The sequence below is a fragment of the Paucibacter sediminis genome, from assembly GCF_030254645.1.
Taxonomy (GTDB): Bacteria; Pseudomonadota; Gammaproteobacteria; order Burkholderiales; family Burkholderiaceae_C; genus Paucibacter_B; species Paucibacter_B sediminis.
In genome coordinates, this window is record NZ_CP116346.1 from 1,406,462 (window position 1) to 1,432,559 (window position 26,098).

Genomic DNA, 26,098 nt, shown 5'->3' on the forward strand with positions numbered 1-26,098 from the left:
AGATGTCGTGCCGGGCGTCGATAGGGCAGAGGATGAGCAAGGCTTTCTTGGCTGACGCAGGAGCTCGCGCGCCCGGTGCCACACCGGTAGGCGCTGCCTGCCTGCGTCTGGCGCTGAGCCTCGGCCTGGCGCTGGGCCTGCAGGCCTGCCAGCCGCCGGCCGCGCCGGTGGCACCATCGGCCTCCGCACCTAGTGCCGTCGGCCAGCTGCGCGGCAGCAGCGCGAGCTGGGCGGCGCTGGAACAGATCGAGCGGCACGACATCGCCCTGCCCAGGCAGGATGCCGAGGCCCTGCAGAGCCTGCTGGAACAACTGCCGGCCGGCAGCGCCGAACGCCTGGAGGCGCTCAGCCTGCGCGCGACCCTGCTGGCCAACCTGGGCGACCGTACCGGGCTCGACCAGATCCTGCACGAGCTCGAGCAATGGCCCAAGGAGGCGCTGCGCCCGGCCGCGCAACTGGCCGCCAAGCTCGCACGCGCCACCCAGTTTTCCAAGAACGGCGAGCTGGCCGCGGCCAGCCAGGCCCTCGCGGGTCTGGCCGCCTACCGGCCCGGCCCGGTCGAGGCTGGCCTGCTGTGGCGCGCCCAGCTGCGCCTGTCCAAGGTGATGGGCGACCGCGGCGAGATGGACGAGGCCATCAACGGCGGGCTGGCCGCGCTCAAGCTGGCCGAGGGCATGGACTCGCACTGGCGCCGCGCCGTCTCGCTGGCCAATCTGTCTTTCGCCTACTTCCGCGCCCAGCAACAGGAGCGCGCCACCGCCACCGTCGCCCAAGCGCTTGCCGAGGTCCAGCTGGATCCCGATCCGGCCACGCTGAATGCGGTGCAGACCTCGCGCTTCATCGTCTATGCCGACCAGGGCGATGGCCGCGTCGCCCTGGAAGCGCACGCACAGGCGCTCGCCGCGGCACGCCAGATGAAGTCCGACACGCTGGTGTCGCTGGCGCTCGGCAACTCGGCCGACTACTACCTCAGGCGCGGCAACTATGCCAAGGCCTTGCAGATGGCGCAGGAGAGCCTGGTGCTGGCCCGGCAGACCCATGACGTGCCCGCCGAGACGCTGGCGCGCCACAACGCCGGCATCGCCAAGATCGGCCTGCACCGGGTGGAAGAGGGCAAGCGCGAGGTCATGCAGGCGATTGCGATGGACGAGCAGCGCGAGGCCACCGCCTATGCCGCCGACGGCTGGCTGGAGCTGGGCAGCTATCTGGAGCGCGCCGCAGATCTGGGCGGGGCGATCCAGGCCTATCACCAGGCGCGCCGGCTTTCCGATCTGGTGCTGCGCGAAGAGAACCGCAAGGCCGTGCTGGAAGCGCAGGCGCGCTACGACGACGAGCAGCGCGCCAAGGAGATCGCCCTGCTCAACCATGACAACAGCCTCAAGGAAGAGCAGATCACGGCGCGCGACCTGCAGCTCAAGCTGTGGGGCGCACTGGGCGGCTGCGTGCTGGTCTCGGCGGCGCTGCTAAGCCTGGCCTACCGCCGCGTGCGCAAGACCAATCTGGCCCTCAAGAACACCAACGAATCGCTGCGCATCCAGAGCGAGCGCGACCCGCTCACCGGGCTGGCGAACCGGCGCCATTTCCAGGCCGCCATCAAGCGCCTGGCCGACCAGGGCCGGCTCTCGGGCACGGTGTTCCTGATCGACATCGACCACTTCAAGCGCGTCAACGACGTGCATGGCCACGCGGCCGGCGACTCGGTGCTGATCGAGGTGGCACAGCGCCTGCGCCACACGCTGCGCGAGCAGGACCTGGTGGTGCGCTGGGGCGGCGAGGAATTCCTCATCGTGGTGGCCTCGCGCGCCGCCGACGATGCCCGCCTGCTGGCCCAGCGCCTGCTGGATCAGATCGGCCAGCAGGCCGTGCAACATGGCGGTCAGGCCATCGGCGTGACGGCCTCGATCGGCTTCGCCAGCTTCCCGCTCGCGCCGCACAACCTGGCGGTCAACTGGGAGCGTGCCATCGACCTGGTGGACACCGTCATGTACATGGCCAAGGCGCATGGCCGCAACCGGGCCTATGGCATCGAGAGCATGGAAGCCGACGACGAAGACAGCCTGCAGGATCTCGCCGGCCGCATGGAGGCGGCCTGGCACGAGGGCCGGGTGCAGCTCTGCAGCCTGCAGGGGCCGCAGGCCGAGGAGGCCGCATGAGGGGCGGCTTCACCGGGGCCGCCCTGCTGGCCTTGCTGGCCTGCTGCGGCCCGGCGCGGGCCCAGGCCTTCGACGCCGAACTCGACGCCCGACTGGCGCCGGTGGCGCGCCTGGCCTTCAACCATCCGGAGGCCGGCCTGCAGGTGCTGGAGCGCCTGCAGAAGGAGAAGCATGGCGGCGGCGCCGAGTCCGACCATTGGCAGTTTGAACTGGCGCGCGCGCGCCTGCTGCTGGCCGCGGGCGAGGTACGCCAGGCCCAGGAGCTGGCCGAGAAACTGGCGCGCCGCGCCGAAGACCATGCCAAGCTGCTGCGCGCCGAGATCGCCGAGCGCGGTGCCCAGGGCGACCTGGCCGCCGAGCTGGCGCAGCAAAGCCTGCAGGGCCTGGAGCGCGGCTGCTCGCGCAGCCAGCCGGCCGAGAGCGTGGCCAGGGGCGGCTGCGATTTCCGCGCCACCTGGGCGGCGCTGCGCATCCTGCAGCGCCACCAGATCAATCGCGGCGAGCTGGCCTTCGCCAACAACAGCAACAGCTTCGCGCTGGCGCTGGCCCAGGCCGGGCACGACAACCTGCTGAGCGTGATCAGCCTGGGCGACCTGGCCCTGGTCGAGCAGCTGCAGGACCAGGCCGACGGCGTGCGCCGCCACATCACGCTGGCGCTGCAGACCGCGCAGGGCGACGCCCAGGCCATGGGGCGGGTGAAGGTCTACGAGGCCGCGCTGGCGGCGCGCCGGCGCGAGCCCGCCGTGCAACTCAAGCTGCTGGAAGAGGCCTTGCGCTATGCCACCGAGGCCGATGCCACGCGCGACGTGGCGCAGGTGCAGGGCAATCTGGTCGACTCCTATATGCACCAGGGCGAGCCCGCCAAGGCGGTGGCGATGGCCAGGCTGGCGCTGCCGGTGATCACGCGCTTCCGCGATTTGCGCTTGGAACGCACGCTGCGCCACAACCTCTCGGTGGCGCTGGTGCTGCTCAAGCAGTTCGATGCCGCCCGCCAGGAGATCGCGCGCGTGGACGTGCTGCGCCAGAGCCAGACCGACGGCGCCCAGCGCGTCACCGAGCTGCGTGAGCTGGGTCAGGCCTACGCCGACGCCGGCCAGGCCAAGGAGGCCATCCGCCTCTACCACGAGGAGCGCCAGCTCAGCGCCGAGGTGGCGGCGCGCAACCGCGAGGCCTCGCTGCAGCAGCTGCGCCTGAAGTACGACAGCGAGGGCAAGCAGCGCGACCTGCAGCTGCTGGCGCGCGAGAACGCCATCAAGGAGCAGCAGCTCGTCAACCGCAACCGCGCCAGCCAGGTGGGCGTGGCGCTGGCGGTGCTGCTGGGCCTGTCGATGCTGCTGGTGGGCTGGATGCTGCTGCGCGTGCGCGATGCCAACCGCAAGCTCAAGGCCAAGCAGGCCCTGCTGCGCGCCCAGAGCGAGCGCGACCCGCTCACCGAGCTGGCGAACCGGCGCCACTTCCTGGGCGTGATGGCCCAGCAGGAGGCCGACCGCTTCGAGGGCGCCCTGCTGATGGTCGACATCGACCACTTCAAGCATGTCAACGACCAGCATGGCCATGCCGCGGGCGACATCGTGATCTGCGAGGTGGCGCGGCGCATCACCCAGGCGGTGCGCAACGAGGATCTGGTGGTGCGCTGGGGCGGCGAGGAATTCCTGGTGTTCGCGCCCGGCGTGCCGCAGAGCCAGCTGCCGCAGCTGGCCGAGCGCATCCTGTTCGGCGTGGGCAGCACGCCGGTGCAGGTCGAGAGCGGCCCGCTGCAGGTGAGCGTCTCGATCGGCTATGCGCATTTCCCGCTGCCGCCCTCCAAGCTCAAGCTGCACTGGGAGCAGGCGGTGAACTGGGCCGACATGGCGCTCTACACCGCCAAGGCCCAGGGCCGCAACCGCGCGGTCGGCATCGTCACCGTGCTGGCGCAGGACAGCGACGCGCTGCTGCAGATCGAGGCCGACTTCGACGCCGCCTGCTCGTCCGAGCGCGTCAGCCTGCAGCAGGTGGCGGGGCCGCCGCGCTGGCAGCACTCGAGCCAGTTCTTCGGCCAATAGTGGAAGCCCCAGGGCGGGGCGCTCGGGCTTGCGCCCATACTGGTGCGCATGAGCACCATCAAGCGCCGTGAACTGCTGGGCTTGGCCGCCCTGAGCATCAGCCCCTGGTCGCTGGCACAGGCGCCCTGGCCGAGCCGGCCACTGCGCATCGTCGTGCCCTTCGCCCCCGGCGGCACCACCGACCTGCTGGCACGTGCCATCGCTCCCGAGCTGCAGAAGGCCCTGGGCCAGCCCGTGGTGGTGGAGAACAAGCCCGGCGCGGGCGGCAACCTGGGCGCCGCCGAGGTCGCCAAGTCTACCGACGGCCATACCCTGCTGATGGGCACGGTGGGCACGCATGCGATCAACCAGGCGCTCTACCCCAAGCTGCCCTACGACCCGGTGAAGGATTTCTCGCCCGTCACCCTGGTGGCGGCGGTGCCCAATGTGCTTGTGCTGAATCCGGCCCGGGCCCAGCATTACGGCATCAGTTCGGTGGCCGATCTGGTGCGGGTGGCGCGCGCCAACCCCGGCAAGCTGAACATGGCGTCCAGCGGCAACGGCACCTCCATCCACCTGGCCGGCGAACTGTTCAAGAGCATGACCGGCAGCTTCATGCTGCACTTCCCCTACCGCGGCTCCGGCCCGGCGCTGATGGATCTGATGGCCGGCAACACCGACCTGATGTTCGACAACCTGCCCTCGGCGCTGCCGCAGATCAGGGCCGGCAAGCTCAAGGCCCTGGCCGTCACCAGCGCGCAGCGCAGCGAGGCGGTGCCCGAGCTGCCCACCGTCGAGGAGGCCGGCGGCGCGGCGCTGAAGGGCTACGAGGCCAGCTCCTGGTTCGGCCTGCTCGCGCCGGCCAGCATGCCCGCCGAACAGGTGGCGCGGCTGCAGCGCGAGGTCTCCAGGTCGCTCGCCAACCCGGCCATCAAGGAACGCATGGCCTCGCAGGGCGCGATCGCCAGCGGCAACACGAGCGCCGAGTTCGCCGCCCTGATCGCCAGCGAGACCGCCAAATGGGCCAAGGTGGTGAAGGCCTCGGGCGCCAAGGTCGATTGATATTCGACAAGCGGCGCCGGGAACCGCCTTCCTACACTGGAGCGGCAACAGGGGATCCCGCCATGGCCGACGCACATATCCGCAGCTTCTACGACGCCGCCACCGCCACCGTCACCCATGTGGTGAACTGCCCGGTCACCAGGCGCGCCGCCATCATCGACAGCGTGCTGGACTACGACCCCAAGGCGGGCCGCGTCTCGCATCTGAGCGCCGACCTGATCGCCGCCTGGGTGCGCGAGGAGGGGCTGACGGTGGATTGGCTGCTGGAGACCCATTGCCATGCCGACCACCTCTCGGCCGCGCCCTATCTGCAGCAGCGCCTGGGCGGGCGCATCGGCATCGGCGCCCATATCACCGCGGTGCAGCAGGTCTTTCGCAAGCTCTTCAACGACCCCGCCATCCCCACCGATGGCCAGCCCTTCGACCATCTGTTCGCCGACGGCGAGCGCTTCCAGCTCGGCGAGCTGAGCTTCGAGGTGCTGCACACCCCCGGCCACACGCCGGCCTGCGTGAGCTACAAGGTGGGCGACGAGGTCTTCATCGGCGACACCCTCTTCATGCCCGACTACGGCAGCGCGCGCTGCGATTTCCCGGGCGGCGATGCGGCCACGCTGTACCGCTCGGTGCAGCGCCTGCTGGCCCTGCCGGGCCACACGCGCCTGCATCTGTGCCACGACTACCCGCCCGCCAGCCGGCCGGCGATGTGGGTCAGCACCGTGGATGACCAGCTGGCCCACAACGTGCACCTGCACCGCGGCGTCGGCGAGGACGATTTCGTGGCGATGCGCAAGTCGCGCGACCGCAGCCTGCAGATGCCGCAGCTGCTGCTGCCGGCGGTGCAGGTGAATGTGCGAGGTGGGTGCCTGCCCGAACCGGAAGACAATGGGAGACGCTATTTGAAGATCCCCCTGAATGCACTTTGACCTGTCCGGCTGGCGCGACTACCGACAACGCCTTCTGCAAGACGATCTGCTCGCCGCGTTGGTGGTGAGCGTGCTGCTGATTCCGCAAAGCCTGGCCTATGCCATGCTGGCCGGCCTGCCCGCCCAGGTGGGCCTGTATGCCAGCCTGCTGCCGCTGCTGTTCTATGCCGCGCTGGGTTCCAGCCCCTTTCTGGCGGTGGGCCCGGTGGCGGTGCTGGCGCTGATGATTGCGCAGACCCTGGGCCTGGCCCCCGCGGGCGTGAGCCCCGGGGAGGCGGCCCTGGTGCTGGCGGCCGAGATCGGCCTGATCCTGGCCCTGGCAGCGGCGCTGCGTCTGGACGCCCTGGCCGCGCTGCTGAGCGTGCCGGTGCTGCACGGCTTCGAGACCGGCGCCACCCTCACGATTGCCGCCAGCCAGCTGCCGGTGCTGTTGGGCAGCCCGGCCCAGGGCTTCGACCTGCCGACCATTCTGCAAAGCGCCGCCGCCAGCGGCTGGACGCTCAAACCCGTGACCGCCGCCTTCGGCCTGGGCGCGCTGGCCCTGCTGGTGCTGGCCCGGCAAGGCCTGACCCCGGTGCTGGCGCGGCTGGCGCCGCTGCTGCTGCTGTTATGCATGATGGCGCTCGCCTGGCGCAGCGATGCGCTCGGCCATGGCGTCAGCCTGGTGGGCCAGCTGCCGCCCCTGCACCTGCCGTTCACGCTGCCGCGGCTGCAGGCCGAGCTCTGGTGGGCGCTGCTGCCGGGCGCAGCGGTGATCGCGCTGGTGGGCTATGTCAGCAGCCTGGTGGTGGCGGAGTCGCTGGCGCGGCGCCATGCCCAGCGCGTCACGCCGCGGCGCGAGCTGATGGGCCTGGCGGCCGCCAATCTGGCCGCCGCCCTGAGCGGCGGCATGCCGGTGGCGGCGAGCTTCTCGCGCAGCGTGCTGATGAGCGATGCCGGCGCGCGCACCCGCGTGGCCGGCGTGCTGGTGGCCTTCTTCATGGCCATGGCCATGCTGCTGCTGGCGCCCGCGCTGGCCTGGCTGCCCAAGTCGGTGCTGGCGGCCACCATCATGGTGGCGGTGCTCTCGGGGCTCAAGCTGGGCCCCTATGCGCAGGCCTGGCGCTATGCCCGACCCGAGTGCCTGCTGATGCTGGGCGTCACCCTGCTGGTGCTGTGCTGGGGCGTGACCGGTGCGCTGGGCCTGGGCGTGCTGGGCTCCATCGCCCTGCTGCTGCAGCGCACCGCGCGCCCCCATGTGGCCTTGATCGGCCGCGTGCCGGGCACTGAGCATTACCGCAACGTGGGCCGCTACCAGGTCGAATGCCAGCCCGGCGTGCTGGGCCTGCGCATCGACGAAAGCCTGCTGTTCACCAATGTGCGCAACCTCAGCGACGTGGTGCAGGGCCATCTGGACCACCACCCCGAGGCCAGGCGGGTGGTGCTGCTGATGTCGCCGGTGAACGGCATCGATTTCAGCGGCCTGGAGGCGCTGCGCGAGCTGCACGACACGCTCGCGCGCCAGGGCGTTCGCCTGGATCTCAGCGAGGTCAAGGGCCCGGTGCTGGACCGCCTGAAGGCGAGCGACTGGCAGCGCTGGTTCAAGGGCCGGCTCTATCTCAGCCACCACCATGGCATGGTGGATGGCCTGCAGCAGGCGCCCGACTGGGTCAGCCCCTGAGCCCTGCCGGTTTCAGCGCTCGGCCAGCGCCAGCTTCAGGCCGAAGCCGACGAACATCGCGCCGATGGCGCGGTTCAGCCAGGCCGTCCAGCGGCCGGGCAGGCGCACGCGCCGGCTCGCCATGGCGGTGCTCCAGGCCAGGAAGTGGCACCACAGCATGCCGTTGAAATCGAAGATCGCACCCAGCACGATGAAGGCCAGCGCCTTGTGCTCGGCGTCCGGGGCGATGAACTGCGGCACGAAGGCGAGGAAGAACAGCGCCACCTTGGGGTTCAGCAGATTGGTCCAGAAGCCCTGGGCAAAGATCTTGCGATAAGGCAGGGCCGGCGGCGGCGGCGCCTCGGCGGCCGCCGCCGGCTTGCCGCGCGCCAGCAGCATGCCGGCCCCCACATAGAGCAGGTAGGCCGCGCCCAGCAGCTTGATGAGGCCGAAAGCGGTGGCCGAGGTGGCGAGCAGGGCCGAGAGCCCCAGCGCCGCCGCCAGGATGTGCACGATGGTGCCCGCGCCGATGCCCAGCGCCGCCGCCGAGCCGGCGCGCCAGCCCTGGGTGGCGCTGCGCGCCATGATGAGGACGGAGTCCGGGCCCGGCGCGATGTTCAGCAGCAGGCCGGAGACGATGAACAAGCCCAGATCGTGGATGCCCAGCATGGGTGGTGTTTCCTTCTCCAAAGGCAGGCAGTCTACGGTAACCTAGGGGCCTGTTGACGCTACGCCAGGGAGCCTGCCAGCGGCGAGCCGCGGCACCACGTACATGGCCATGGCACGCCTGTCCTGCTTGCGCGCGCTGACGAGGCTTGCCCTGCTGGCCGGCCTGCTGCTGGCGCCCGCCTTCGCGCAGGCGCAGAGCGCGGCCATGCAGACCCTGCGCTTCCAGCATCTGCGCGGCGAGCAGGGCCTGCCGGACGACTCGGTGACCGCGATGCTGCAGGACCAGCGCGGCTTCATGTGGCTGGGCACGGTGGCCGGGCTGGCGCGCTACGACGGCCGGCGCATGAAGCTGTTCGGCTCCGAGCCCGAGCAGGCCGCCAGCCTCAGCCATGCCTTCGTGCTGGCGCTGCTGGCGGATGGCGCGGGCGGCATGTGGGTGGGCACGGCGCGCGGCCTCGACCATCTGGACTGGGGCAGCGAGCGCATCCGCCGCCACGAGCTACCCGCCTGGATGAGCGCCCAGCAGCGGCGCGTGTTCGCGCTCGCCCCGAATGGCAGCGGCCGCCTCTGGCTGGCCACCATGGGCGGCCTGCTGCGCTACGACATCCGCAGCGGCGAGGCCGAGCGGGTCGGCAGCGGCGGCGCTGACGCCGCGACGGCCGATGAAACCGCAAGAGCCCTGCTGCCGGACGGCAGCGGCGGAGTCTGGGTCGGGCAGGGGGCACGCGTCCGGCATCTGGACGCCGCGGGCCGCGAGCTGCAAAGCCTGGACGCCGCGGCCGCCAGTGGCGACGCCGTGCGCGGCACCGTGCGCAGCCTGCTGCTGGACCATCGTCATCGCCTCTGGGTCGGCACGCATGCGGGCGCGCAGATCTGGGAGCTCGGCGGCGCCGTGCCGCGCCTGCATGCCGATACCGCGCTGCTGCCCAAGCTGGGCGTGGTGTACGCGCTGCGCCAGGACGACGAGAAGACCGTCTGGCTGGGCTGCACCACCGGCCTGCTGCGCCTGCGCGACGCCGCGCCGCCGGCCGAGTGGTTCCGCCACCATCCGGCGCTGCCGAACAGCCTGGGCGGCGACTCCGTCGCCTCGCTGTTCCAGGACGAGGCCGGCACGCTGTGGGTCGGCACCTGGGGTTATGGCGTGAGCCTGGTGGACCTGCAGAGCCAGGGCTTCACCAGCTACCGCCACCTGCCCGATGTGGCCGACAGCCTGGCCCAGCCGGGCGTGATGGCGATCGTGCCGGATGGCCGCGCCCATGCCTGGGTAGGCACCTACGGCGCCGGCCTGAACCGCCTGCACCTGCCCAGCGGCCATGCCGAGCGCATCGCGCCGGCCGCCACCGGCATCGCCCGCATCAAGGCCCTGCTGCCCGAGGGTGCCGACCAGCTCTGGATCGGCGGCGAGGAGGGCCTGACGCGCTACGACATCCGCCTGAACCGCCACCAGCGCATCGCGCTGGACCACCGCACGCCGGCCGGCGCCTCGATCAGCTCGCTGCTGCGCGACCGCCAGGGCGAGGTCTGGGCCGGCAGCGCGGCCGGCCTGTACCGCATCGACGGCGCGGGCCGGCTGCGCAGCTACCGCGCCACCGGCAGCCCCGGTTCGCTCGCGCACGACACGGTGGACTGCCTGCTGGAAGACCGCGAGGGCCGGCTCTGGATCGGCACCAAGGGCGGCCTGCACCGTTGGCTGCCCGAGAGCGAGGGCTTCGAGCAACCGCTGCGGCCCAGCGCCGGCATCGCCAATCCGGCGCGCCTGAACATCCAGGCGCTGCGCCAGGACAGCCGCGGACGCATCTGGGTAGGCACCGACCTCGGCCTCTACGAGCTGCTGCAGGACGGGTCGGGCTGGACCCTGGCCTCCTGGCGCCAGACCCTGGGCATGCCGCCGGGCTGGATCAATGCGATCCAGGACGCCGTCGATGGCGAACTCTGGATGTCGGGCCAGCGCGGCCTGGTGCGCCTGCGCCCCGAGCAGCATCTGGCGCGCCTCTACCCCAGCCATGGCGGGCCCTTCGACGGCGTGTTCAGCTTCGGCGCGGCGGCGCGCAGCGAAGACGGCAGCCTGTTCTTCGGCGCGGCGGCGCTCTATGTCTTCAAGCCCGAGCTGCTGCGCGACAACCTCAGCCCGCCGCGCGTGGTGCTGTCGGACCTGCTGGTCTTCAACCGCTCGCTGCTGGCAGACGCGGGCCCGGGCGCCTCGGCAGCGGCCGCGCCAGGTGCCAGCATGGCCAGCGCGCCGCTGAGCCTGCAGGAGCTGGGCATAGACGGGCCCTTGCACGAGGCGCAGGCGCTGCGGCTCTCGCACCGCGAGGCGATGGTGAGCCTGGAGTTCGCAGCCTTGAGCTTCTACGACCACGCGCTCAACCAATACGCCTGGATGCTGGAGGGCTTCGACAAGGAATGGATACGCGGCAAGCCCGGCGAGGGCGTGGCCACCTACACCAATCTGGACCCGGGCAGCTACCGCCTGCTCGTCAAGGCGGCCGGCGCCGGCGGGGTCTGGAGCGAGGACGCCTTCAGCCTGCCCGTGGAGGTGCTGCCGCCCTGGTGGGGCAGCCGCTGGTTCCGCGGCCTGGCGCTCGCCCTGCTGCTGCTGGGCCTGAGCCTGCTGCACCTGCTGCGCCTGCGCTCACTGCAGCGCGCCCAGCAATTGCTGGAGCGGCAGGTGCAGGCGCGCACCCAGCAGGTGGTGGAGCAGCAGCAGCAGCTGGCGCGCGAGAAGCAGGCGGTGGAGGTGCAGCACGAGGCCGCCGAGCGCGCGCGCCGCAGCATCACCCTGCTGAGCGAGATCGGCCGCGAGCTCACCGCCTCGCTCGACGCCAAGGACATCTGCGAGACGCTCTACCGCCATGTCGACAAGCTGATGGACGTCAGCGTGTTCGGCGTCGGCCTGGTGGACTGGGACGAGCGCCTGGTGCGCTTCGACTTCGTGCGCCAGGGCGGCCGCGCCTTCAAGCCCTACAAGCGCAGCCTCGACGCCCAGGAGCAGCATGCCTCGCAATGCGCCCTGCACGCGCGCGAGCTGATCGTGCGCGAGCTGAACCGCGATGTGCGCGCGCTGGACGAGCGCGTGCGCGCCCTCGGCGAGGCCCAGCAGATCGAGCTGGAGGACGGGCTGGCGCCCAACCCGGCGCGCTCGGGCCTGTACGTGCCCATGCTGCTGAAGGGCCAGGTGATGGGCGTGATCAGCGTGCTGAGCAGCCGCCCCGACGCCTACCGCGAAACCGACCTCGACATGCTGCGCAACCTGGGCGCCTATGCCGCGGTGGCGCTGGCCAAGGCCGAGGCCTTCCACCGCCTCGAGTTGACGCAGGAGAAGCTGGTGGAGCAGGAGAAGCTGGCCGCCTTGGGTGCGCTGGTGGCCGGGGTCGCGCACGAGCTCAACACGCCGATCGGCAACGCCCTGCTGATGGCCAGCACGCTGCGCGACAGCAGCCGGCGCTTCCGCCAGCGCCTGGGCGACGGCGGCCTGCGCCGCTCGGAGCTGGACAGCTATTGCGACGGCATCGACGCGTCCAGCGAACTGCTGCTGAAAAGCCTGGAGGGCGCCACCACCCTGGTGCAGAGCTTCAAGCAGCTGGCGCTGGACCAGAGCTCGGACCAGCGCCGCCGCTTCGACCTGCGCCAGGTGTGCGCCGAAATCGTGCTGACCCTGCAGAACTTCCTGCGCCACGACCAGCATGAGCTGACCCTCGAAGTGCCCGACGGCATCATGCTGGACAGCTACCCCGGCCCGCTGGGCCAGGTGCTCAGCAACCTGATCGTGAACGCCGTGCTGCATGGCTTCGAGGGCCGCAAGGGCGGCCGCATCCGGCTCGCCGCCGAGCTGCAGGGGCGCGAGCAGGTGCTGCTGAGCTTCAGCGACGACGGCCGCGGCATCGCCCCCGCCCACCTGAAGCGCATCTTCGACCCCTTCTTCACCACCCGGTTGGGCCAGGGCGGCAGCGGCCTGGGCCTGCACATCAGCTACAACATCGTCAGCTCGCTGCTGGGCGGGCGCATCAGCGTCGCCAGCACGCCGGGCGAGGGCACGCGCTTCGAGCTGCTGCTGCCGCTCAATGCGCCGCAGGCGCCGAGGTCCTGAAGCCGGCTACTGCCAGACCCGGTAGGCCCAGAAGCCCTCGTCGCTGGCGATACGCCGCCGCAGTTCCGCAGGTGAAAAGCCGGTGATGCGGCGCGACTCGCGGCACAGATGTGACTGGTCCGCATAGCCCTGCTCCAGCGCCAGCTGGGCCCAGGCCGGCGGCTGCTGCGCACGCAGACCGGCAAAGAAGGCGCGCTCGGCGCGCCCCAGGCCGCGCAGTTCGCGCAGGGGCTGGCCGGCCCAGGCCCGGATGCGCCGCTCCACCTGGCGCAGGCTGCGCCCCGGCGCCGAGGTGGCGGCATGCAGGGCCAGGCCTTCGGCCCACTCGGCATAGCGCTGCAGGGCGGGCACGCGCTCCGCCCGCCACAGCGGCCGCAGGAACGCCTCGATGCAGGCCATGCGGGCGGCATCGTCGGGCGCGGCCGCCACTTGCGCGGCCATGGCCAGCCAGCTTGGGGGCAGCAGCGTGGCGGCATCCACGGTGCGGTTCATGAGGCTCTCGGGGGCCAGGCCGGTGAGGCGCCGCAGCGCGTCGGGCATCAGCATCAGCATCAGGCCCCGCGCCGGGCCCGGGTTCCAGGTGATGCTGGGCATGGTCTGGGGGCCGCTCAGGCTGAACGCCACCGGCAGTGTCTGGCGCGGGCTTTGCAGGCTAGCGGGCGCGCCGGGTGCCAGCAGCTCGGCCGTGCCTTCGAGCCACCAGTTCAGGCTGCACAGGGGTGTAGCCGGGTAGTGGTTGAAGCGCTGTTCGGCCGGCAGAGCCAGGCCCAGCGTGCTGCGGCACATCAGGCCGCGCACACAGCCGGCCAGGCCGGGGCTCGGCAGCAGCAGGCGGCTGTAGGCGTGGCTGTAGTCGTGGCTGTGGGCGTTCGACGCGGCAGGCATGGCGCCGCAGTCTACGCAATGTCGAAACTCTTCAATACCGCCCGGCCGTGCCAGGCCAGCATGGCGGCCTCGTCAACCCGCAGGGAACCCCCGTCGTGCTCCATCGCATCACCGACCAGCTCTGGCATGCCCAGCATCGATTCCACGTCAACGGCCTGGCCGTCAGCTCACGCATGAGCGTGGTGCAGCTGCCCGGCGGGCAGCTGTGGCTGCACTCGCCGGTGCCCATCTCCGCCGCGCTGCGCGCCCAGCTGTGTGAGCTGGGTGAGGTGCGCTACATCGTGGCACCCAGCAAGACCCACCACCTCTTCCTGGCCGACTGTGCAGCCGCCTTTCCCCAGGCGCAGCTGTTCGGCGCCCCCGGCCTGCGTGCCAAGCGGCCCGAGCTCGCCGGCCTGCAGGAGCTGCCCGAGCCGGCCGCAGCGCCATGGGCGCCGGCGCTCGACTGGGCCCTGTTCGAAGGCATCCCCTATGCCAATGAAACCGTCTGGTTTCACCGCCCCTCGGCCAGCCTGATACTCACCGACCTGCTGCAATGCTGGCAGCATGCGGGCTCCTGGCAGGCGCGCCTGTATGCACGCCTGACCGGTGTGCACCGGCAGCTGGCCGCCCCACGCACGGTGCGCGCCCTGGTGCGCGACCGCGCCGCCGCGCGGCGCAGCATTGAACGGCTGCTCGCTTGGCCGTTCGAGCGCGTGCTGCTGGCGCATGACGCCACGCTGGAGCAGGACGCGCACGCAAGCGTGGCACGCGCCTTGCGCGCCCTGGCCTAGCAAGCAGCGGCTTGCGCCACCTCAAGCCCCGCGCCACGCGCCCTTCTAGACTGGCACTGCCCGAGGTGTGCGCACCTGGGCAAGAAAGGAGCCGTCACCATGTTGCCCAAGGCCATTCTCCCCGCGTTGCCGGCCTGCTCGCTCGTCGCCGGCCTGCTGTGCGCCGCCGCGGCGGCAACGGCCCAGCCGCTGCCGCGCTCGCATATCGCCTCGCCCGAGGTCTATACCGTGATCGCCGAGAACGAGCAGTACCTGGTCATCGCCGCCACCTGGAAGCCCGGCCAGAAGGACAAACCGCATGCCCACGCCAGCTCGGGCGTTTACGTGCTGACCGATTGCAGCCTGCGCTACTACAACGCCGACGGCAAGCTGCTGGCCGAGGGCCACCCGGTGGCCGGGCGTGCGGTGGTGCAGAACCCGATCGCCGGCCACATCGTCGAGAACGTCGGCAACGGCGACTGCAAGCTGATCATGTTCGAGCCGAAGTAGCGGCGCCGCGCGCGGGTCAGCGCAGCGGCGCCACGCGCCGCATCAGCTGGCCCCAGCTCTCCACCGCCTCCACCTCGCCGGCGGCATTGCGCCGGAACCGGTAGGCCTCGGCCAGGCTGCCGTCGTCGCGCAGCGCGCGGAACTGGTCGGGCCCGACCGGCTTGAGCAATTGCAGATCGCCCGCCGGGTCGCGCGTGGGCAGGTGCAGCAGGGCCAGCTGCTCGCCCCAGGGCACGATCACGGTCTCGCTTTCCCAGGGCTGGTCGCTGTAGCGCCCGGCATAGGCGGGCAGCGCCGGGTTGCTGGCGGGCAGGCTCAGGCCCTTGGCCAGCAGCTTGCGGATCGGACGCGTGTAGCGGCTGCCGAAGTCCTCGCTGTCGTTGGCATTGCTCATCGTCGCCACCGCCAACTCGTCGTCCAGCGCCAGCACAAGGCCCGATTGGTAGCCGGGGCAGAGGCCGCCGTGGCTGGCCAGGGTCTGGCTGCCATCGCGCCCCACCGCGAAACCCAGGCCCCAGCTGGTCTTGCCGTCGGGGTCGGTCCATTGCACGCGCTGCATCTCGCGCAGGGTGGCGACCTTGAGCAGCTCGCTACCGCCCTGCTTGCGCAGGCGGAACTGCCAGGCGGCAAAGCGCGCCAGGTCCTGCACCGTGGAGCTGAAGCCGGCCGCGGGCGTGATGCCCTCGGCCGCATAAGGCTTGAGCGCCTCGCGCGTGCCATCGCGCCGCAGCGAACCCCAGCCCTGCGCCAGACGCTTGCCCTGCAGCTCGAGCGGCAGCACGGTGCGCGTGTCGGCCAGCTGCAGCGGCGCGAGGATGTGGCGCTGCACATAGGTCTCGAACGGCAGGCCCGAGAGCCGGGCCACCAGCTCGCCCAGCAGGGCCATGCCCAGATTGCTGTACTGGAAGCGCTCGCCCACGCGCATGAAGCTACGCTGGCTGCCCAGGCGCTGCAGCATCTGCTCGCGCGTTGGGAACTTGAAGTCCGGCGCGGTCCAGTAGGCGAAATCGGCCTCGCGCGGCAGGCCGGCCGAATGCGTCAGCAGCGCGCGCACGCTGATCGCGCCGCTGTCGGGATCGTCGCGCTGCAGCGTGAACTCGGGCAGGAGCTTGCCGATGTCGTCGTCGAGCGAGAAGCGGCCCTGTTCCCACAGCTGCATCACCGCCACCGCGGTGAAGAGCTTGGAGATCGAGCAGATGCCGTAGACCGTGTCGGGCCCGGCCGGCAGCCGGCCGGCGGCGTCGAGCTTGCCATAGCCCTTGGCCCAGAGCAGCTCGGGGCCGCGCTGCACCGCCACCGACAGCGCCGGTACGCGCTCATAGGCGAGCTGGGCGTCGAGCCAGAGGTCCAGCAGGCGCAAGACATCCTGGGGCTGAGTCTTGGCGGCCACGGGCGTCATCGGCGCCGGGGTCAGGTCTTGCTGGGCCAGGGCGGCACCGCTTGCCAGAACGGCGGCCAGGGTCAGCTGGCGGGCGCGCGTGGCGAATGCATGCATCGTTGTTCTCCGCTGTGTGCCGAATGCGGCGCCGACATGCTACAGCGCCGTCGACGCGGCAGGCGGCCTCGATTCAGGCCGCGGGCTCGAAGCGGCGCGGCGTGGCGCCGGCATGCCATTCGTAGTACAGCAGGTCGTGCCAGGCGCCCGCCAGCTCGATGGCGCGCGTGGCCCGCCCGAACTCGCGGAAGCCATTGCGCAGCAGCACGCGGCTGGAGCCGATATTGTCGGCACGCACCTCGGCCTCGATGCGCCACAGGCCCAGCCGCGTGCGCGCCTCCTCCAGCACCATGGCCAGCGCCCGCGTGGCATGGCCCCGGCCCTGGTGCGCGGCGCTCATGCGGTAGCCCAGCATGGCCTTGTTGAAGAAGCGCCGCTCCACATGGCGCAGATTGATGCGCCCGACAATCTCGTCGTGCAGCTTCAGCACATAGGCATGGGCGCTGTCGGCGGCGCGTGCCTGCTCGGCCTCGGCGATGGAGGCCTGCACCGCCGCAAGCGCGTAGAAATCCGGCTCGCGCGGATTGATCCAGCGCTCGAAGTAGGCGCGGTTCTCCAGCTCAAAGGCCAGCAGGGCAGCGGCATCGCCGCGCGCCAGGGGTTGCAGGTTCAGCATGGGTCCGGACTATAGAACCCCGCACAGCGCGCCTCGACCACCGACTCGGGCCGGCTCATGCTGGTCCCAAGCCAGGCGGCGAACTCGGCGGGGGTGGTGAAGAACAGGGGCTCGACTCAGGCGTCCTGCAGGGCCGTCGGCAGTTCGGCGGCGAGCATGTCGATGGCGGCGCGGGTCTTCATCGGCAGCTGGCGCTGCTGTTGCCAGACCAGATGCACCTGCACCTCGTGACGGTGCAGTGTCTCGCCCAGCAATTGCAGTGCGCCACTGCGCAAGTGCGGCGCGACCAGCCAGCGCGGCAGGCGCGCCAGGCCCAGGCCGGCGAGGGCGGCATCGGCAATCGCCTGCACATCGTCGAGGCGCAGGCGGCGCCGCACCTGCAGATCCTGCGGGCGCCCGGCCTCGTCCTGCGCCTGCCAGGCACTCTCGGGGCCGCTGCCGGCATAGACGATGGCGCTGTGCCCGGCGAAGTCCGCGATGCACTGCGGCACGCCATGGCGCAGCAGATAGGCGGGCGCGGCACAGATCACGAACTCGAACCGGCCCAGCGCGCGCGTCGCCAGGGTGGCGCTATCGCGCAGCGCACCCAGGCGCACGGCCAGGTCGAAGCCCTCGCCCTGCAGATCGACGAGCCGGTCACTGAGGGCCAGCTCCAGTTCCAGGCGCGGGTGCTGGCTCAGCAAGCGGCTCAGCAGCGGTGCCACCAGCTGCCGCCCCAGCAGCAGGGGTGCGGCCACGCGCAAGCGGCCCACCAGTTCACGGCGCGAGACGTCCAGCGCGGTCTCGGCGGCCGCGATCTCGGCCAGGGCGCGCTGGCAGCGCTCGAAGAACGCCTGCCCGCTTTCGGTCAGGCTCTGGCGCCTGGTATTGCGGTTGAAGAGCTTGGTGCCCAGGCGCTGCTCCAGCCGCGCCACGCTCTTGCCCACGGCCGAGCGGGTCTGGCGCAGGCGTTCGGCAGCCAGGGCAAAACTGCCCGCCTCCACCACTTGCACAAAGGTGGCCAGGCCCTTGAGCCGCTCCTCGGCATCGCTTGCGCCCAATTGGTTCCTCCTAGGCTACATAGAAGCGCACAAGATACTCCACTGCGGAAACTTTGTCCTCATAGACTTCCCTGCATTGCTTCACTCCTCGCAGGAACCCCGATGCCAAGCACCTTCCGTCGCTACCAGCTGCAACGTGGCCAGGGCCTCGCCGGCTTGCAACTCTGCGAACTCGACGACACGGCGCTGCCGCCGCTGCAGCCCGACCAAGTGCGCCTGGGCATGCGCGCGGCCGCGCTCAACTACCGCGACTTGATGATTGCAAGTGCCGGCATGCCGGGCGAGCCGGCCATCAGCCCGCTCTCCGACGGCGCCGGTGTGGTGCTGGAGGTGGGGAGCACGGTGCAAGGCTGGCGGCCGGGCGATGCGGTGATCGCCAACTTCTACCCGCAGTGGATCGACGGCCCGCTCACCGAGGCCAAGCAGCAGGGCGCACTGGGCAACCGCGGGCCCGGCATGCTGGCCGAGAGCGTGGTGCTGCCGGCATCTGCCCTGCTGGCCATGCCGTCCACGCTCAGCTTTGCCGAAGCCGCCACCCTGCCCTGCGCCGGCCTGGTGGCCTGGAACGCGCTGTTCGTCGCTGGCGGCGCCCGGCCGGGCGACACCGTGCTGCTGCTGGGTACCGGAGGCGTCTCGATCTGGGCCCTGCAGCTCGCCAAGGCGGCCGGGCTGCGCGTGCTCATCACCTCATCCAGCGATGCCAAGCTGGCGCTGGCGCGCAGCCTGGGCGCCGATGCCGGCTGCAACTACCTGAACACGCCCGACTGGGCGGCCTGGGCACGCGCCCAGACCGGCGGGCGCGGCGTCGATCTGGTGTTGGAGACCGCGGGACGTGCCACGCTGGGCCGCTCGCTCGCCGCGCTGCGCCGCGAGGGCACGCTGGCGCTGGTGGGCGGCACCTCGGGCTGGGGCGGCGAGCTGGATGCCGATGCCATGATCGACGGCGCGCTGCGCATCGTCGGCGTGCTGGTGGGCAGCCGCGCCATGGCCGAGGATCTGGTGCGCTTTGTCGAGCACAGCGGCCTGCGACCGCTGATCGCGCGCCGCTACGCCTTTGAAGACGCGGCCCAGGCCTACGCCGACCTGGCCACGGCCGGGCAGGTCGGAAAACTGGTGATCGAGATCGCGCCGGCGCTCACAGGCACTTCTCCATGAACACCCCGGTGGCATCGGCCACATAACTCCCGAAAGGCCCGCGCGGCTGGTAGCCCAGGCCGCGGTACAGGGCCAGGGCCTCGGGCTGGTGGATGCCGGTTTCCAGCCGCGCCAGCGTCACGCCCTGGATTTGCAGCAGCAGCTCCAGGCGCTGCATCAAGGCCTTGGAGATGCCGCGGCCGCGCCAGGCCTCGAACAGGAACACGCGCTTGATCTCGCCGTAGGCGGGGCCGCCATCGTCGGGCTGCACCAGCTTGACGGCGCCGCAGCCCACCAGCTGGCCGTCCCACCAGGCGCCCAGCAGGCTGACGCCCGGGCGGCCCAGCGCCGCGGCGCTTTCCAGATGGCTGCCGACCGCCGGATAGCGGCTCAGCATATAGGCGTCGGAGGCAGCCAGCAGTGCGCCGGCCTCGGCCGGCGCCAGCGGCGCGATGCGCAGCGGGCCGGGGTTGCTCAGGCTGTAGTCCACCTCGCCCGAGCCCGGCCGCATGGCGCCGCGCGCCCAGCCCTGGGCGGCGTAGAAGCGGTCGGCACGCGTGTTCGCCCCGGTGCCCAGCAGCACGCGCGCATGGCCCAGGCCGAACAGCCAGCCCACCGCCAGCCGCAGCAGCTGCTTGCCCGCGCCCAGGCCCTCGCGGCCGGGTTCCGTGAACAGGGCCCAGATCGAGGCGTCCTCGGCGGCGGCATAGGAGAAGGCGATCACATCGCCGTCCGACTCGCAGACCCAGCCGCGGCCGAGTCGGTGCAGATAGTCCTCGTACATCTGCCGCGTGATGCGCGCCGGGTTGCTGAGGCGGTTCTCCTGCACGGCGATGCGGATCGCCGACATGGCGGGAATGTCGGCCAGGGTGGCGGGGCGGAAACTCAGCTCACTCATGGCCGCGGAACTCCAGCGTCAGGCTTTGATGGAAGGGCAGGGCCTGCCATTGCCGCCCCAGCGCCTGCGCCGCCTCGAACATGGCCAAACCCGCCGCCGCGCCGGCGCCGGCGGGCAGCGGCGTGCCGCGCGCCGCACAGGCCGTGCGCACGCCCTCCTCGAAGGCCTCGGCATCGTAGGCACCGGCCCAGAGCTGGGTCTGCAGGGCCTCCACCACGCTCTCGGTCTGCGCCGCTTCGAGCTCGACCCTGGCGGCATCGGCGCCATGCGCCAGTTCCATCACATAGGCGGCATCGGCGCCGGCGGCCACCAGGCCCAGAAAGCCATGGCGCAGCGGCAGCGCCGACTCAACCACATAGTGCAGCAGGTCATGCGGGGCGATGCCCTGGCGCGGCATCTGGGTCTGGGTGCGCGAGCCATCGGCCCGCAGGCAGGTGAGACGGTCGAGCTTGTCGGTCTTGGCGAGCTTTTCGGCGATCAGTTGCATGGCATCAGAGCTTGTAGGTGGCCAGCAGGATGCTGGTCTCGGTATTGGCAATGCCGGCGGTCTGGCGGATCGCGCCCAGCACCTTCTCGAAGGCCTCGAGGCTGTCGGCGCGCAATTCGGCCACCAGGTCCCAGCGCCCGTTGGTGCTGTGCAGGGCCACCACATTGGGATGGCCGGCGAGCGCGCGCCGCACCTCGGCGGCCTGGTTGCCCTCCACCGCGATGCACATGATGGCCGGGATGCGGTGCGCCTCGGCGCCCGGCTTGAGCTTCACCGTGTAGCCGACGATGGTGCCCTCGCGCTCCAGCCGCGCCAGCCGGTTCTGCACCGTGGCGCGCGCCAGGCGCAGCTTCTTGGCCAGCGTCACGACCGGCATGCGGGCGTCGTCGCGCAGCAGGGCCAGCAGTTGGCGGTCGGTGTCGTCCAGGCTGGGAATGGTCATAGTGCGCTGTTCAGCCATGCAATTTGCCTGGTCCATCGTACTTTATGAGCACAGTGCAGGCTGTTTTCCGGCGCCGGCCCAGCGAAGAATCCGGCCCATCGCCACCTCGCTCCAAGCCTCATGATTGCTCGTCTTCGCTCCGCCCAAGCCCCCAGCGCCGTGCTGATGGTGCGCCCCCAGCACTTCGCACCCAACCCGCAGACCGCCGCCGACAACCAGTTCCAGCGCCCGGCCACGCAGCCGCCGGGGCCGTTGGCGGCGGCGGCCTACGCCGAGGTGACGCGGGCCGCCGGGCAGCTGCGCGAGGCCGGTGTGCGCGTGCATCTGTTCGAGGACGACGGCGCGCGCGACACGCCCGATGCGGTGTTCCCCAACAACTGGTTCTCCACCCACGCCGGCGGCCATGTGGCCATCCACCCGATGTACTCGCCGAACCGGCGGCGCGAACGCCGCAGCGACGTGATCGAGCTGCTCAAGCGCGACTACCGCGTGCAGGACGTGATCGACTACACCGGCCTGGAGGCCGACGGCCTCTACCTGGAAGGCACCGGCGCGATGGTGCTGGACCATCTGGCGCGGGTGGCCTATGTGGCACGCTCGCAGCGCGCCGACCCGGTGGCACTGGAGCGCTTCTGCACCCATTTCAACTACGAGCCCATGGCGTTCGACGCGCACGATGCCGAGGGCAGGCCGATCTATCACACCAATGTGCTGATGTGCGTGGCCAGCGAGTTCGCCCTGGTGGGCTTCGAGCTGTTCGCGGACGCCGGGCGCGCGGCCCAGGTGCGCGCGCGCCTGGAGGAATCCGGCCGCACGGTGCTGGCGCTGAGCGCCGCGCAGATCGGCGAGTTCGCCGGCAACGCGATCGAGCTGTCGGACCAGGCCGGCGAGCGCCTGCTGGCCCTCTCGGCGCGCGCCCATGCCTGCCTGAGCGCCGCGCAGCGCGCCGTCATCGAGCGCTCGGCCCGCCTGCTGCCGCTGGCCGTGCCCACCATCGAGCTGGCCGGCGGCTCGGTGCGCTGCATGCTGGCGGGCATCCACCTGGCCGCGCGCTGAGCGGGAGGGTGCCATGCTGATCTTCCACAACCCCGTGCACCACGCCCACAGCGGCCGCCAGGAGATGTACCGCGGCCGGCTGGTGGACTGCCACGAAACCCCGGCGCGGCTGGACTATGTGCTGGTGGAGCTGATGCGCCGCGGCCTCGGCCAGCTGCGCCTGCCCGGCGCGCCCGACATGGGCCTGCTGCTGCGCATCCACGATCCCGACTACCTGGGCTTTCTCGCCACCGTCTGGGCCGAATGGCTGGCGCTGGACCCGGCCCATGCGGCGCTGGATGTGCTGCCCTCGGTCTGGCCCGGCGCCGGGCTGCGCCGCGACGTCAGGCCGCGCAATCTGTCCGCCCAGCTGGGTCGTTATGCCTTTGACGCCGGCAGCCCCATCACCGCCGGCACCTGGGAGGCCGCGCTGGCCGGCGCCGCCTGCGCCATCGATGCGGCGCGTGCGCTCGCCAGCGGCGCGCGGCGCGCCAGCATGGCGCTGACGCGCCCGCCCGGCCATCATGCCGGCAGCGATTTCTATGGCGGCTACTGCTTCCTCAACAACGCCGCCCTGGCGGCCCAGGCGCTGCGCGAGGCCGGCGCCACGCGCGTGGCGGTGCTGGACGTGGACTACCACCACGGCAATGGCACGCAGCAGATCTTCTACGAGCGCGCCGATGTTCTGACCGTCTCGATCCACGGCGACCCCAGCACCGAATACCCCTTCTACCTGGGCTATGCGGACGAGGCCGGTGCGGGCGCCGGGCTGGGCTGCAATCTGAACCTGCCCCTGCCCGCCGGCAGCGGCGTCGAGCCCTGGCTGGCCGCGCTGCAGACGGCGCTGGCGCGCATCCGCACCTTCGGCGCCGAGGCGCTGGTGCTGGCCCTGGGGGTGGACAGCTTCGAGGGCGATCCGATCTCGCGCTTCACGCTGCAAAGCGAGGATTTCCTGCGCATCGGCCAGCACGTCGCCGCCCTGGGGCTGCCGACGGTGCTGGTGATGGAGGGCGGCTATGCGGTGGCCGAGCTGGGCATCAATGTGGCCAATGTGCTGGAGGGCTTCACGGCCTAGTCGCCGAACACCACCTTCTTGCGCTGCTCCACCCAACCCTCCAGTTGCGGGCCGTAGATCTCTTCCACGCGGTTGCGCTTGACCTTGAAGGTCGGGGTGATGAAGCCGTTGTCCACCGTCCAGGGAGTCTTCACCGCCACCAGGCAATCCATCTGCTCATGTGGGTCGAGGTGGGCATTGATGGACTTCAGGTGCGCGTTGAGCTCGGCGCTGAGCTGCTCGCGCTGCGCCGGATCCTGGCTGGCCACGATGCCGTCGGCCGAGAGCATCACGATGCCCACCGGCTGGCCCATATTGGCGCCGGTCACCACGCAGGCCTCCACCGCGCTGTGCAGCATCAGCTTGTCCTCGATCGGCGCGGGCGCGACGTACTTGCCCTTGCTGGTCTTGAACAGGTCCTTCACGCGGCCGGTGATGCGCAGGCAGCCGCTCGCGTCCAACGCGGCCTTGTCGCCGGTGCGCAGCCAGCCATCCTCGGTGAAGGCATCGCGGGTCAGCTCGGGTTCCTTGAAGTAGCCCTGCATCACCGCCGGGCTCTTCATCTGCAGCTCGCCGCTGACCGGGTCGATGCGCGTCTGCACGCCGTCATAGGCCGGCCCCACGGTGCCGGTCTGGTTCTTGCCGGGAATGGTGATGTGCGAGATCGCCAGGTTCTCGGTCATGCCATAGCCCTCGTTGACGGCCAGGCCGAGGCGGCGGTACCAGTCCAGCAGCGCCACCGGCATGGGCGCGGCGCCGCCGGCGGCCACCCGGCATTGGTCCAGGCCCAGCGCCTTCATGATCTTGCGCCGCACCAGGCCACCGATCAGCGGCAGGCGCAGGAGCTTGTCGAGCTTCGCCTGCGGCATCTTGTGCAGCACGCCCTGCTGGAACTTGACCCACAGGCGCGGCACCGAGAAGAAGATGGTGGGGCGGCAGCGCTGCAGATCGGCGGCAAAGGTGTCCAGCGAGTCGGCGAAGTAGACGCTGAAGCCGGCGCGCAGCCAGCCATGCTCGACCAGCACGCGCTCCACCACATGGGCCAGCGGCAGGTAGGAGAGCAGGCGGTCGTCGGCGCCCATGGGCACGCGGCCGATCGCGGCGGTGAGTGCCCAGGCGAAGTTGGCAAAGCTGTGCATCACGCCCTTGGGCGCGCCGGTGGTGCCCGAGGTGTAGATCAGCGTGGCCAGCTCGTCGGCGCCGCGCAGCGGCTCGCCGCCCAGCGGTTGCGTGCGCGCGCAGATCGCGTCCCAGCCTTCGTAGGCGTTCTTCGCGTCGTCCGGCGAGAGCTTGTAGCTGATGCAGGGCAGGCCGGCCGGCACGCCGGGCTTCATGCCGGCCCAGCCATCGAGCTTGCCGATGAAGCAGGCCTTGGCCTCGCTGTGGGTGAGGATCTGGCGGATCGTGTCCGGCGCCAACGTCGGATAGAGCGGCACCGAGACATAGCCGGCCATCCAGATCGCCAGGTCACTCATCAGCCACCAGGCGCAGTTCTTGGAGAGGATGGCCACGCGCGAGCCGGGCTCCCAGCCCTGGGCCTGCAGATGCGCGGCCATGCGGCGCACCTGGTCGGCCACCTGGGCCCAGGTGAAGGTCTGGAGCTCACCGCCACCAGTCGCACCAAGAGGCTGCGTCAGTATCACGCGGTCGGCGGCCGTGCGCTCCCAGTGGTACAGGCGTTGCAGGGCGAGGCTGTCGGCGGGAATGCTGGCCATGGGGTCTTGTCTCCTGTTTTCTTTCATACTGCTTTTTTGCTAGCGAAGGCTATCAGCAGATGGTAGACAGTGTCGACAAGCCCGCCAGGGGGTTTGTGCGGGTCGGCGCGATTTAAGAGGCGGCGCTCTAGCAGCCGCTCAACACCCTAGGCCTGCTCGGCCGCCAGCAGGGCCGCCAGGGCCTCGGCCACCTGCTCGGCCGGCACGCCCTCGCCGCGCTGCACCGGCGCCTCGGCCAGCGCCGCGGCGCCCTCGCGCTTCAGGCGCGCCACCCATTGGCCGGCCTCGCGGCCCTGCTCGAAGCCCTGGCTTTGCAGCAAGACCTGGCCCTCGGCGCTGGCGAGCTTGAAGTAGAACTTGCCGTCCGCCTCGCGGTATTGCTTGAACACCGGCAAGGCCGGCTTGGACTTGGCGGCGGGCGCGGCGGCCGCCTTGAGCGGCTGGAAGCGGCGCAGGCCGACGGCCTCGCGCAGCTGGGCCAGCAGCGGCGCGGCGAGCGCGCGCGCCTTGGCGGCGCCCTCCTGCAGGATCGCCTCGATGCGCTCGGGATGCGCCATCAGCGCCTCGTAGCGCTCGCGCATCGGGCCGATCTCGGCCTCGATCAGGTCCACCAGACGCTGCTTGGCCTCGCCCCAGCCCAGGCCGGCGCGCAGCTCGGCGCGGAAGGCGGCGCGCTGCGCCGGCGTGGCAAAGGCGTCATAGATGGTGACGAGGTGCGAGTTGTCGGCATCCTTGGGCTCGCCGGGCAGGCGGGAGTCGGTGACGATGCGCGCCACCGCCTCGCGCATGGCCTTGGCGCCACCCTCGAAGAGCGGGATCACGTTGTCGTAGCTCTTGCTCATCTTGCGGCCGTCGAGGCCGGGCAGCAGGGCCATGTCGGCCTCCACATTCGCCTCGGGCAGCACGAAGAAATCCTGGCCGCGGCCGAACAGGTGGTTGAAGCGCTGCGCGACGTCGCGCGCCATCTCGATGTGCTGGACCTGGTCCTTGCCCACCGGCACGCGGTGCGCGTTGAACATCAGGATGTCGGCCGCCATCAGGATCGGGTAGCTGTACAGGCCCATGGTGATGCCGGCGTCCGGGTCCTCGCCGGCCGCCACATTGGCGTCCACCGCACCCTTGTAGGCATGGGCACGGTTCATCTGGCCCTTGGAGGTGACGCAGGTCAGCAGCCAGGTCAACTCGGGGATCTCGGGAATGTCGCTCTGGCGGTAGAACACCACGCGCGAGGTGTCCAGGCCGGCCGCCAGCCAGGTGGCGGCGATCTGCAGGCGCGAGGCCTCGATGCGGTCCGGCTCGTCGCACTTGATGAGGGCGTGGTAGTCCGCCATGAAGAAGAAGCTCTCCACGCCGGGCTCGCGGCTGGCCGCGATGGCCGGGCGCACCGCGCCGACGAAGTTGCCGAGATGGAGGGTGCCGGTGGTGGTGATGCCGGTCAGGACGCGCTGGGTCATGATGTGGGTGCGAAGGAGTTCGGGCAG

General features: G+C 71.0%; 21 protein-coding genes. 11 read left to right on the plus strand and 10 right to left on the minus strand.

Going from position 1 to position 26,098, the window contains the following annotated elements; translation table 11 throughout:
- Positions 1–47 precede the first annotated feature (47 nt).
- The 5 genes from PFX98_RS06365 to PFX98_RS06385 all read left to right on the plus strand — a co-directional run bounded on the left by PFX98_RS06365 (position 48) and on the right by PFX98_RS06385 (position 7,819).
- Positions 48–2,153 carry a GGDEF domain-containing protein gene (locus PFX98_RS06365; protein ID WP_285234341.1) on the plus strand — a complete coding sequence of 702 codons (2,106 nt, stop codon included), beginning with the start codon at positions 48–50 and terminating at the stop codon, positions 2,151–2,153.
- Complete coding sequence (locus tag PFX98_RS06370) at positions 2,150–4,195, plus strand: GGDEF domain-containing protein (RefSeq protein ID WP_285234342.1); 2,046 nt, start codon at positions 2,150–2,152, stop codon at positions 4,193–4,195. The genes PFX98_RS06365 and PFX98_RS06370 overlap by 4 nt, the downstream gene beginning before the upstream one ends.
- Before the next feature lie 48 nt (positions 4,196–4,243).
- Positions 4,244–5,236 (plus strand): Bug family tripartite tricarboxylate transporter substrate binding protein, encoded by a 993-nt coding sequence (locus tag PFX98_RS06375; RefSeq protein ID WP_285234343.1) that lies wholly within the window; start codon positions 4,244–4,246, stop codon positions 5,234–5,236.
- A gap of 62 nt (positions 5,237–5,298) precedes the next feature.
- Positions 5,299–6,159, plus strand: coding sequence for an MBL fold metallo-hydrolase (locus PFX98_RS06380; RefSeq protein WP_285234344.1), 861 nt, complete (start codon positions 5,299–5,301; stop codon positions 6,157–6,159).
- Positions 6,149–7,819 (plus strand): SulP family inorganic anion transporter, encoded by a 1,671-nt coding sequence (locus tag PFX98_RS06385; RefSeq protein ID WP_285234345.1) that lies wholly within the window; start codon positions 6,149–6,151, stop codon positions 7,817–7,819. Before PFX98_RS06380 ends, PFX98_RS06385 begins: the two co-directional genes overlap by 11 nt.
- Before the next feature lie 12 nt (positions 7,820–7,831).
- Here PFX98_RS06385 and PFX98_RS06390 read toward each other — a convergent pair whose 3' ends face one another.
- Positions 7,832–8,467 (minus strand): LysE family translocator, encoded by a 636-nt coding sequence (locus PFX98_RS06390; RefSeq protein ID WP_285234346.1) that lies wholly within the window; start codon positions 8,465–8,467, stop codon positions 7,832–7,834.
- Between the two features lie 109 nt (positions 8,468–8,576).
- On the opposite strand from PFX98_RS06390, the gene PFX98_RS06395 reads away from it, so the two are divergent.
- Positions 8,577–12,554 (plus strand): sensor histidine kinase, encoded by a 3,978-nt coding sequence (locus PFX98_RS06395; protein ID WP_285234347.1) that lies wholly within the window; start codon positions 8,577–8,579, stop codon positions 12,552–12,554.
- A gap of 6 nt (positions 12,555–12,560) precedes the next feature.
- On the opposite strand, the gene PFX98_RS06400 is transcribed toward PFX98_RS06395, so the two are convergent.
- The gene (locus PFX98_RS06400; protein WP_285234348.1) at positions 12,561–13,439 is read right to left on the minus strand and encodes an AraC family transcriptional regulator; all 879 of its coding nucleotides are present in this window, start codon (positions 13,437–13,439) and stop codon (positions 12,561–12,563) included.
- Positions 13,440–13,534: 95 nt separating this feature from the next.
- On the opposite strand from PFX98_RS06400, the gene PFX98_RS06405 reads away from it, so the two are divergent.
- Both PFX98_RS06405 and PFX98_RS06410 read left to right on the plus strand, forming a co-directional pair.
- Positions 13,535–14,212 carry a DUF4336 domain-containing protein gene (locus PFX98_RS06405; RefSeq protein ID WP_285234349.1) on the plus strand — a complete coding sequence of 226 codons (678 nt, stop codon included), beginning with the start codon at positions 13,535–13,537 and terminating at the stop codon, positions 14,210–14,212.
- A gap of 99 nt (positions 14,213–14,311) precedes the next feature.
- Positions 14,312–14,701 carry a cupin domain-containing protein gene (locus PFX98_RS06410; RefSeq protein WP_285234350.1) on the plus strand — a complete coding sequence of 130 codons (390 nt, stop codon included), beginning with the start codon at positions 14,312–14,314 and terminating at the stop codon, positions 14,699–14,701.
- Between the two features lie 16 nt (positions 14,702–14,717).
- Here the strand turns inward: PFX98_RS06410 and PFX98_RS06415 are convergent, their stop codons facing one another.
- From PFX98_RS06415 to PFX98_RS06425, 3 genes are all read right to left on the minus strand, one after another.
- Positions 14,718–16,196, minus strand: a complete 1,479-nt coding sequence (locus PFX98_RS06415; RefSeq protein ID WP_285234351.1) for a serine hydrolase — start codon at positions 16,194–16,196, stop codon at positions 14,718–14,720.
- Positions 16,197–16,269: 73 nt separating this feature from the next.
- A complete protein-coding gene (locus PFX98_RS06420) occupies positions 16,270–16,812 on the minus strand; it encodes a GNAT family N-acetyltransferase (protein WP_285234352.1) in 543 nt (180 codons plus the stop codon).
- A gap of 116 nt (positions 16,813–16,928) precedes the next feature.
- Positions 16,929–17,852, minus strand: a complete 924-nt coding sequence (locus PFX98_RS06425; RefSeq protein ID WP_285234353.1) for a LysR substrate-binding domain-containing protein — start codon at positions 17,850–17,852, stop codon at positions 16,929–16,931.
- 102 nt (positions 17,853–17,954) lie between these two features.
- On the opposite strand from PFX98_RS06425, the gene PFX98_RS06430 reads away from it, so the two are divergent.
- Positions 17,955–19,007 carry a zinc-dependent alcohol dehydrogenase family protein gene (locus tag PFX98_RS06430; protein WP_285234354.1) on the plus strand — a complete coding sequence of 351 codons (1,053 nt, stop codon included), beginning with the start codon at positions 17,955–17,957 and terminating at the stop codon, positions 19,005–19,007.
- On the opposite strand, the gene PFX98_RS24670 is transcribed toward PFX98_RS06430, so the two are convergent.
- Genes PFX98_RS24670 through PFX98_RS06450 form a run of 3 tightly spaced genes read right to left on the minus strand, consistent with a single transcriptional unit; the run spans position 18,988 to position 20,813 of the window.
- Entirely contained in the window at positions 18,988–19,884 is an 897-nt protein-coding gene (locus tag PFX98_RS24670; protein WP_342399174.1) for a GNAT family N-acetyltransferase, read from the minus strand. The two genes, PFX98_RS06430 and PFX98_RS24670, sit on opposite strands and share 20 nt — an antisense overlap.
- Entirely contained in the window at positions 19,877–20,371 is a 495-nt protein-coding gene (locus tag PFX98_RS06445) for a hypothetical protein (protein WP_285234355.1), read from the minus strand. The genes PFX98_RS24670 and PFX98_RS06445 overlap by 8 nt, the downstream gene beginning before the upstream one ends.
- 4 nt (positions 20,372–20,375) lie before the next feature.
- Entirely contained in the window at positions 20,376–20,813 is a 438-nt protein-coding gene (locus tag PFX98_RS06450) for an Lrp/AsnC family transcriptional regulator (protein WP_285234356.1), read from the minus strand.
- 120 nt (positions 20,814–20,933) lie between these two features.
- Between PFX98_RS06450 and ctlX the strand changes: the two genes are divergently transcribed.
- Entirely contained in the window at positions 20,934–21,869 is a 936-nt protein-coding gene (ctlX, locus tag PFX98_RS06455; protein WP_285234357.1) for a citrulline utilization hydrolase CtlX, read from the plus strand.
- Positions 21,870–21,882: 13 nt separating this feature from the next.
- Entirely contained in the window at positions 21,883–22,923 is a 1,041-nt protein-coding gene (locus PFX98_RS06460) for a histone deacetylase family protein (RefSeq protein ID WP_285234358.1), read from the plus strand.
- On the opposite strand, the gene PFX98_RS06465 is transcribed toward PFX98_RS06460, so the two are convergent.
- Both PFX98_RS06465 and PFX98_RS06470 read right to left on the minus strand, forming a co-directional pair.
- Positions 22,920–24,617, minus strand: coding sequence for an AMP-binding protein (locus tag PFX98_RS06465; protein ID WP_285234359.1), 1,698 nt, complete (start codon positions 24,615–24,617; stop codon positions 22,920–22,922). The two genes, PFX98_RS06460 and PFX98_RS06465, sit on opposite strands and share 4 nt — an antisense overlap.
- Before the next feature lie 146 nt (positions 24,618–24,763).
- Positions 24,764–26,071 carry a tryptophan--tRNA ligase gene (locus PFX98_RS06470; protein WP_285234360.1) on the minus strand — a complete coding sequence of 436 codons (1,308 nt, stop codon included), beginning with the start codon at positions 26,069–26,071 and terminating at the stop codon, positions 24,764–24,766.
- Positions 26,072–26,098: the final 27 nt, after the last annotated feature.

Bases quoted from the DNA above. Each gene is read 5' to 3' on its own strand.
- PFX98_RS06370 (WP_285234342.1), top strand. From the start codon at position 2,150: ATGAGGGGCGGCTTCACCGGGGCCGCCCTGCTGGCCTTGCTGGCCTGC.
- PFX98_RS06430 (WP_285234354.1), top strand. From the start codon at position 17,955: ATGCCAAGCACCTTCCGTCGCTACCAGCTGCAACGTGGCCAGGGCCTC.
- PFX98_RS06465 (WP_285234359.1), bottom strand. From the start codon at position 24,617: ATGGCCAGCATTCCCGCCGACAGCCTCGCCCTGCAACGCCTGTACCAC.
- PFX98_RS06460 (WP_285234358.1), top strand. From the start codon at position 21,883: ATGCTGATCTTCCACAACCCCGTGCACCACGCCCACAGCGGCCGCCAG.
- PFX98_RS06450 (WP_285234356.1), bottom strand. From the start codon at position 20,813: ATGACCATTCCCAGCCTGGACGACACCGACCGCCAACTGCTGGCCCTG.
- ctlX (WP_285234357.1), top strand. From the start codon at position 20,934: ATGATTGCTCGTCTTCGCTCCGCCCAAGCCCCCAGCGCCGTGCTGATG.
- PFX98_RS06415 (WP_285234351.1), bottom strand. From the start codon at position 16,196: ATGCATGCATTCGCCACGCGCGCCCGCCAGCTGACCCTGGCCGCCGTT.
- PFX98_RS06470 (WP_285234360.1), bottom strand. From the start codon at position 26,071: ATGACCCAGCGCGTCCTGACCGGCATCACCACCACCGGCACCCTCCAT.
- PFX98_RS06385 (WP_285234345.1), top strand. From the start codon at position 6,149: ATGCACTTTGACCTGTCCGGCTGGCGCGACTACCGACAACGCCTTCTG.
- PFX98_RS06395 (WP_285234347.1), top strand. From the start codon at position 8,577: ATGGCACGCCTGTCCTGCTTGCGCGCGCTGACGAGGCTTGCCCTGCTG.
- PFX98_RS06420 (WP_285234352.1), bottom strand. From the start codon at position 16,812: ATGCTGAACCTGCAACCCCTGGCGCGCGGCGATGCCGCTGCCCTGCTG.
- PFX98_RS06375 (WP_285234343.1), top strand. From the start codon at position 4,244: ATGAGCACCATCAAGCGCCGTGAACTGCTGGGCTTGGCCGCCCTGAGC.
- PFX98_RS06390 (WP_285234346.1), bottom strand. From the start codon at position 8,467: ATGCTGGGCATCCACGATCTGGGCTTGTTCATCGTCTCCGGCCTGCTG.
- PFX98_RS06380 (WP_285234344.1), top strand. From the start codon at position 5,299: ATGGCCGACGCACATATCCGCAGCTTCTACGACGCCGCCACCGCCACC.
- PFX98_RS24670 (WP_342399174.1), bottom strand. From the start codon at position 19,884: ATGAGTGAGCTGAGTTTCCGCCCCGCCACCCTGGCCGACATTCCCGCC.
- PFX98_RS06400 (WP_285234348.1), bottom strand. From the start codon at position 13,439: ATGCCTGCCGCGTCGAACGCCCACAGCCACGACTACAGCCACGCCTAC.
- PFX98_RS06410 (WP_285234350.1), top strand. From the start codon at position 14,312: ATGTTGCCCAAGGCCATTCTCCCCGCGTTGCCGGCCTGCTCGCTCGTC.
- PFX98_RS06445 (WP_285234355.1), bottom strand. From the start codon at position 20,371: ATGCAACTGATCGCCGAAAAGCTCGCCAAGACCGACAAGCTCGACCGT.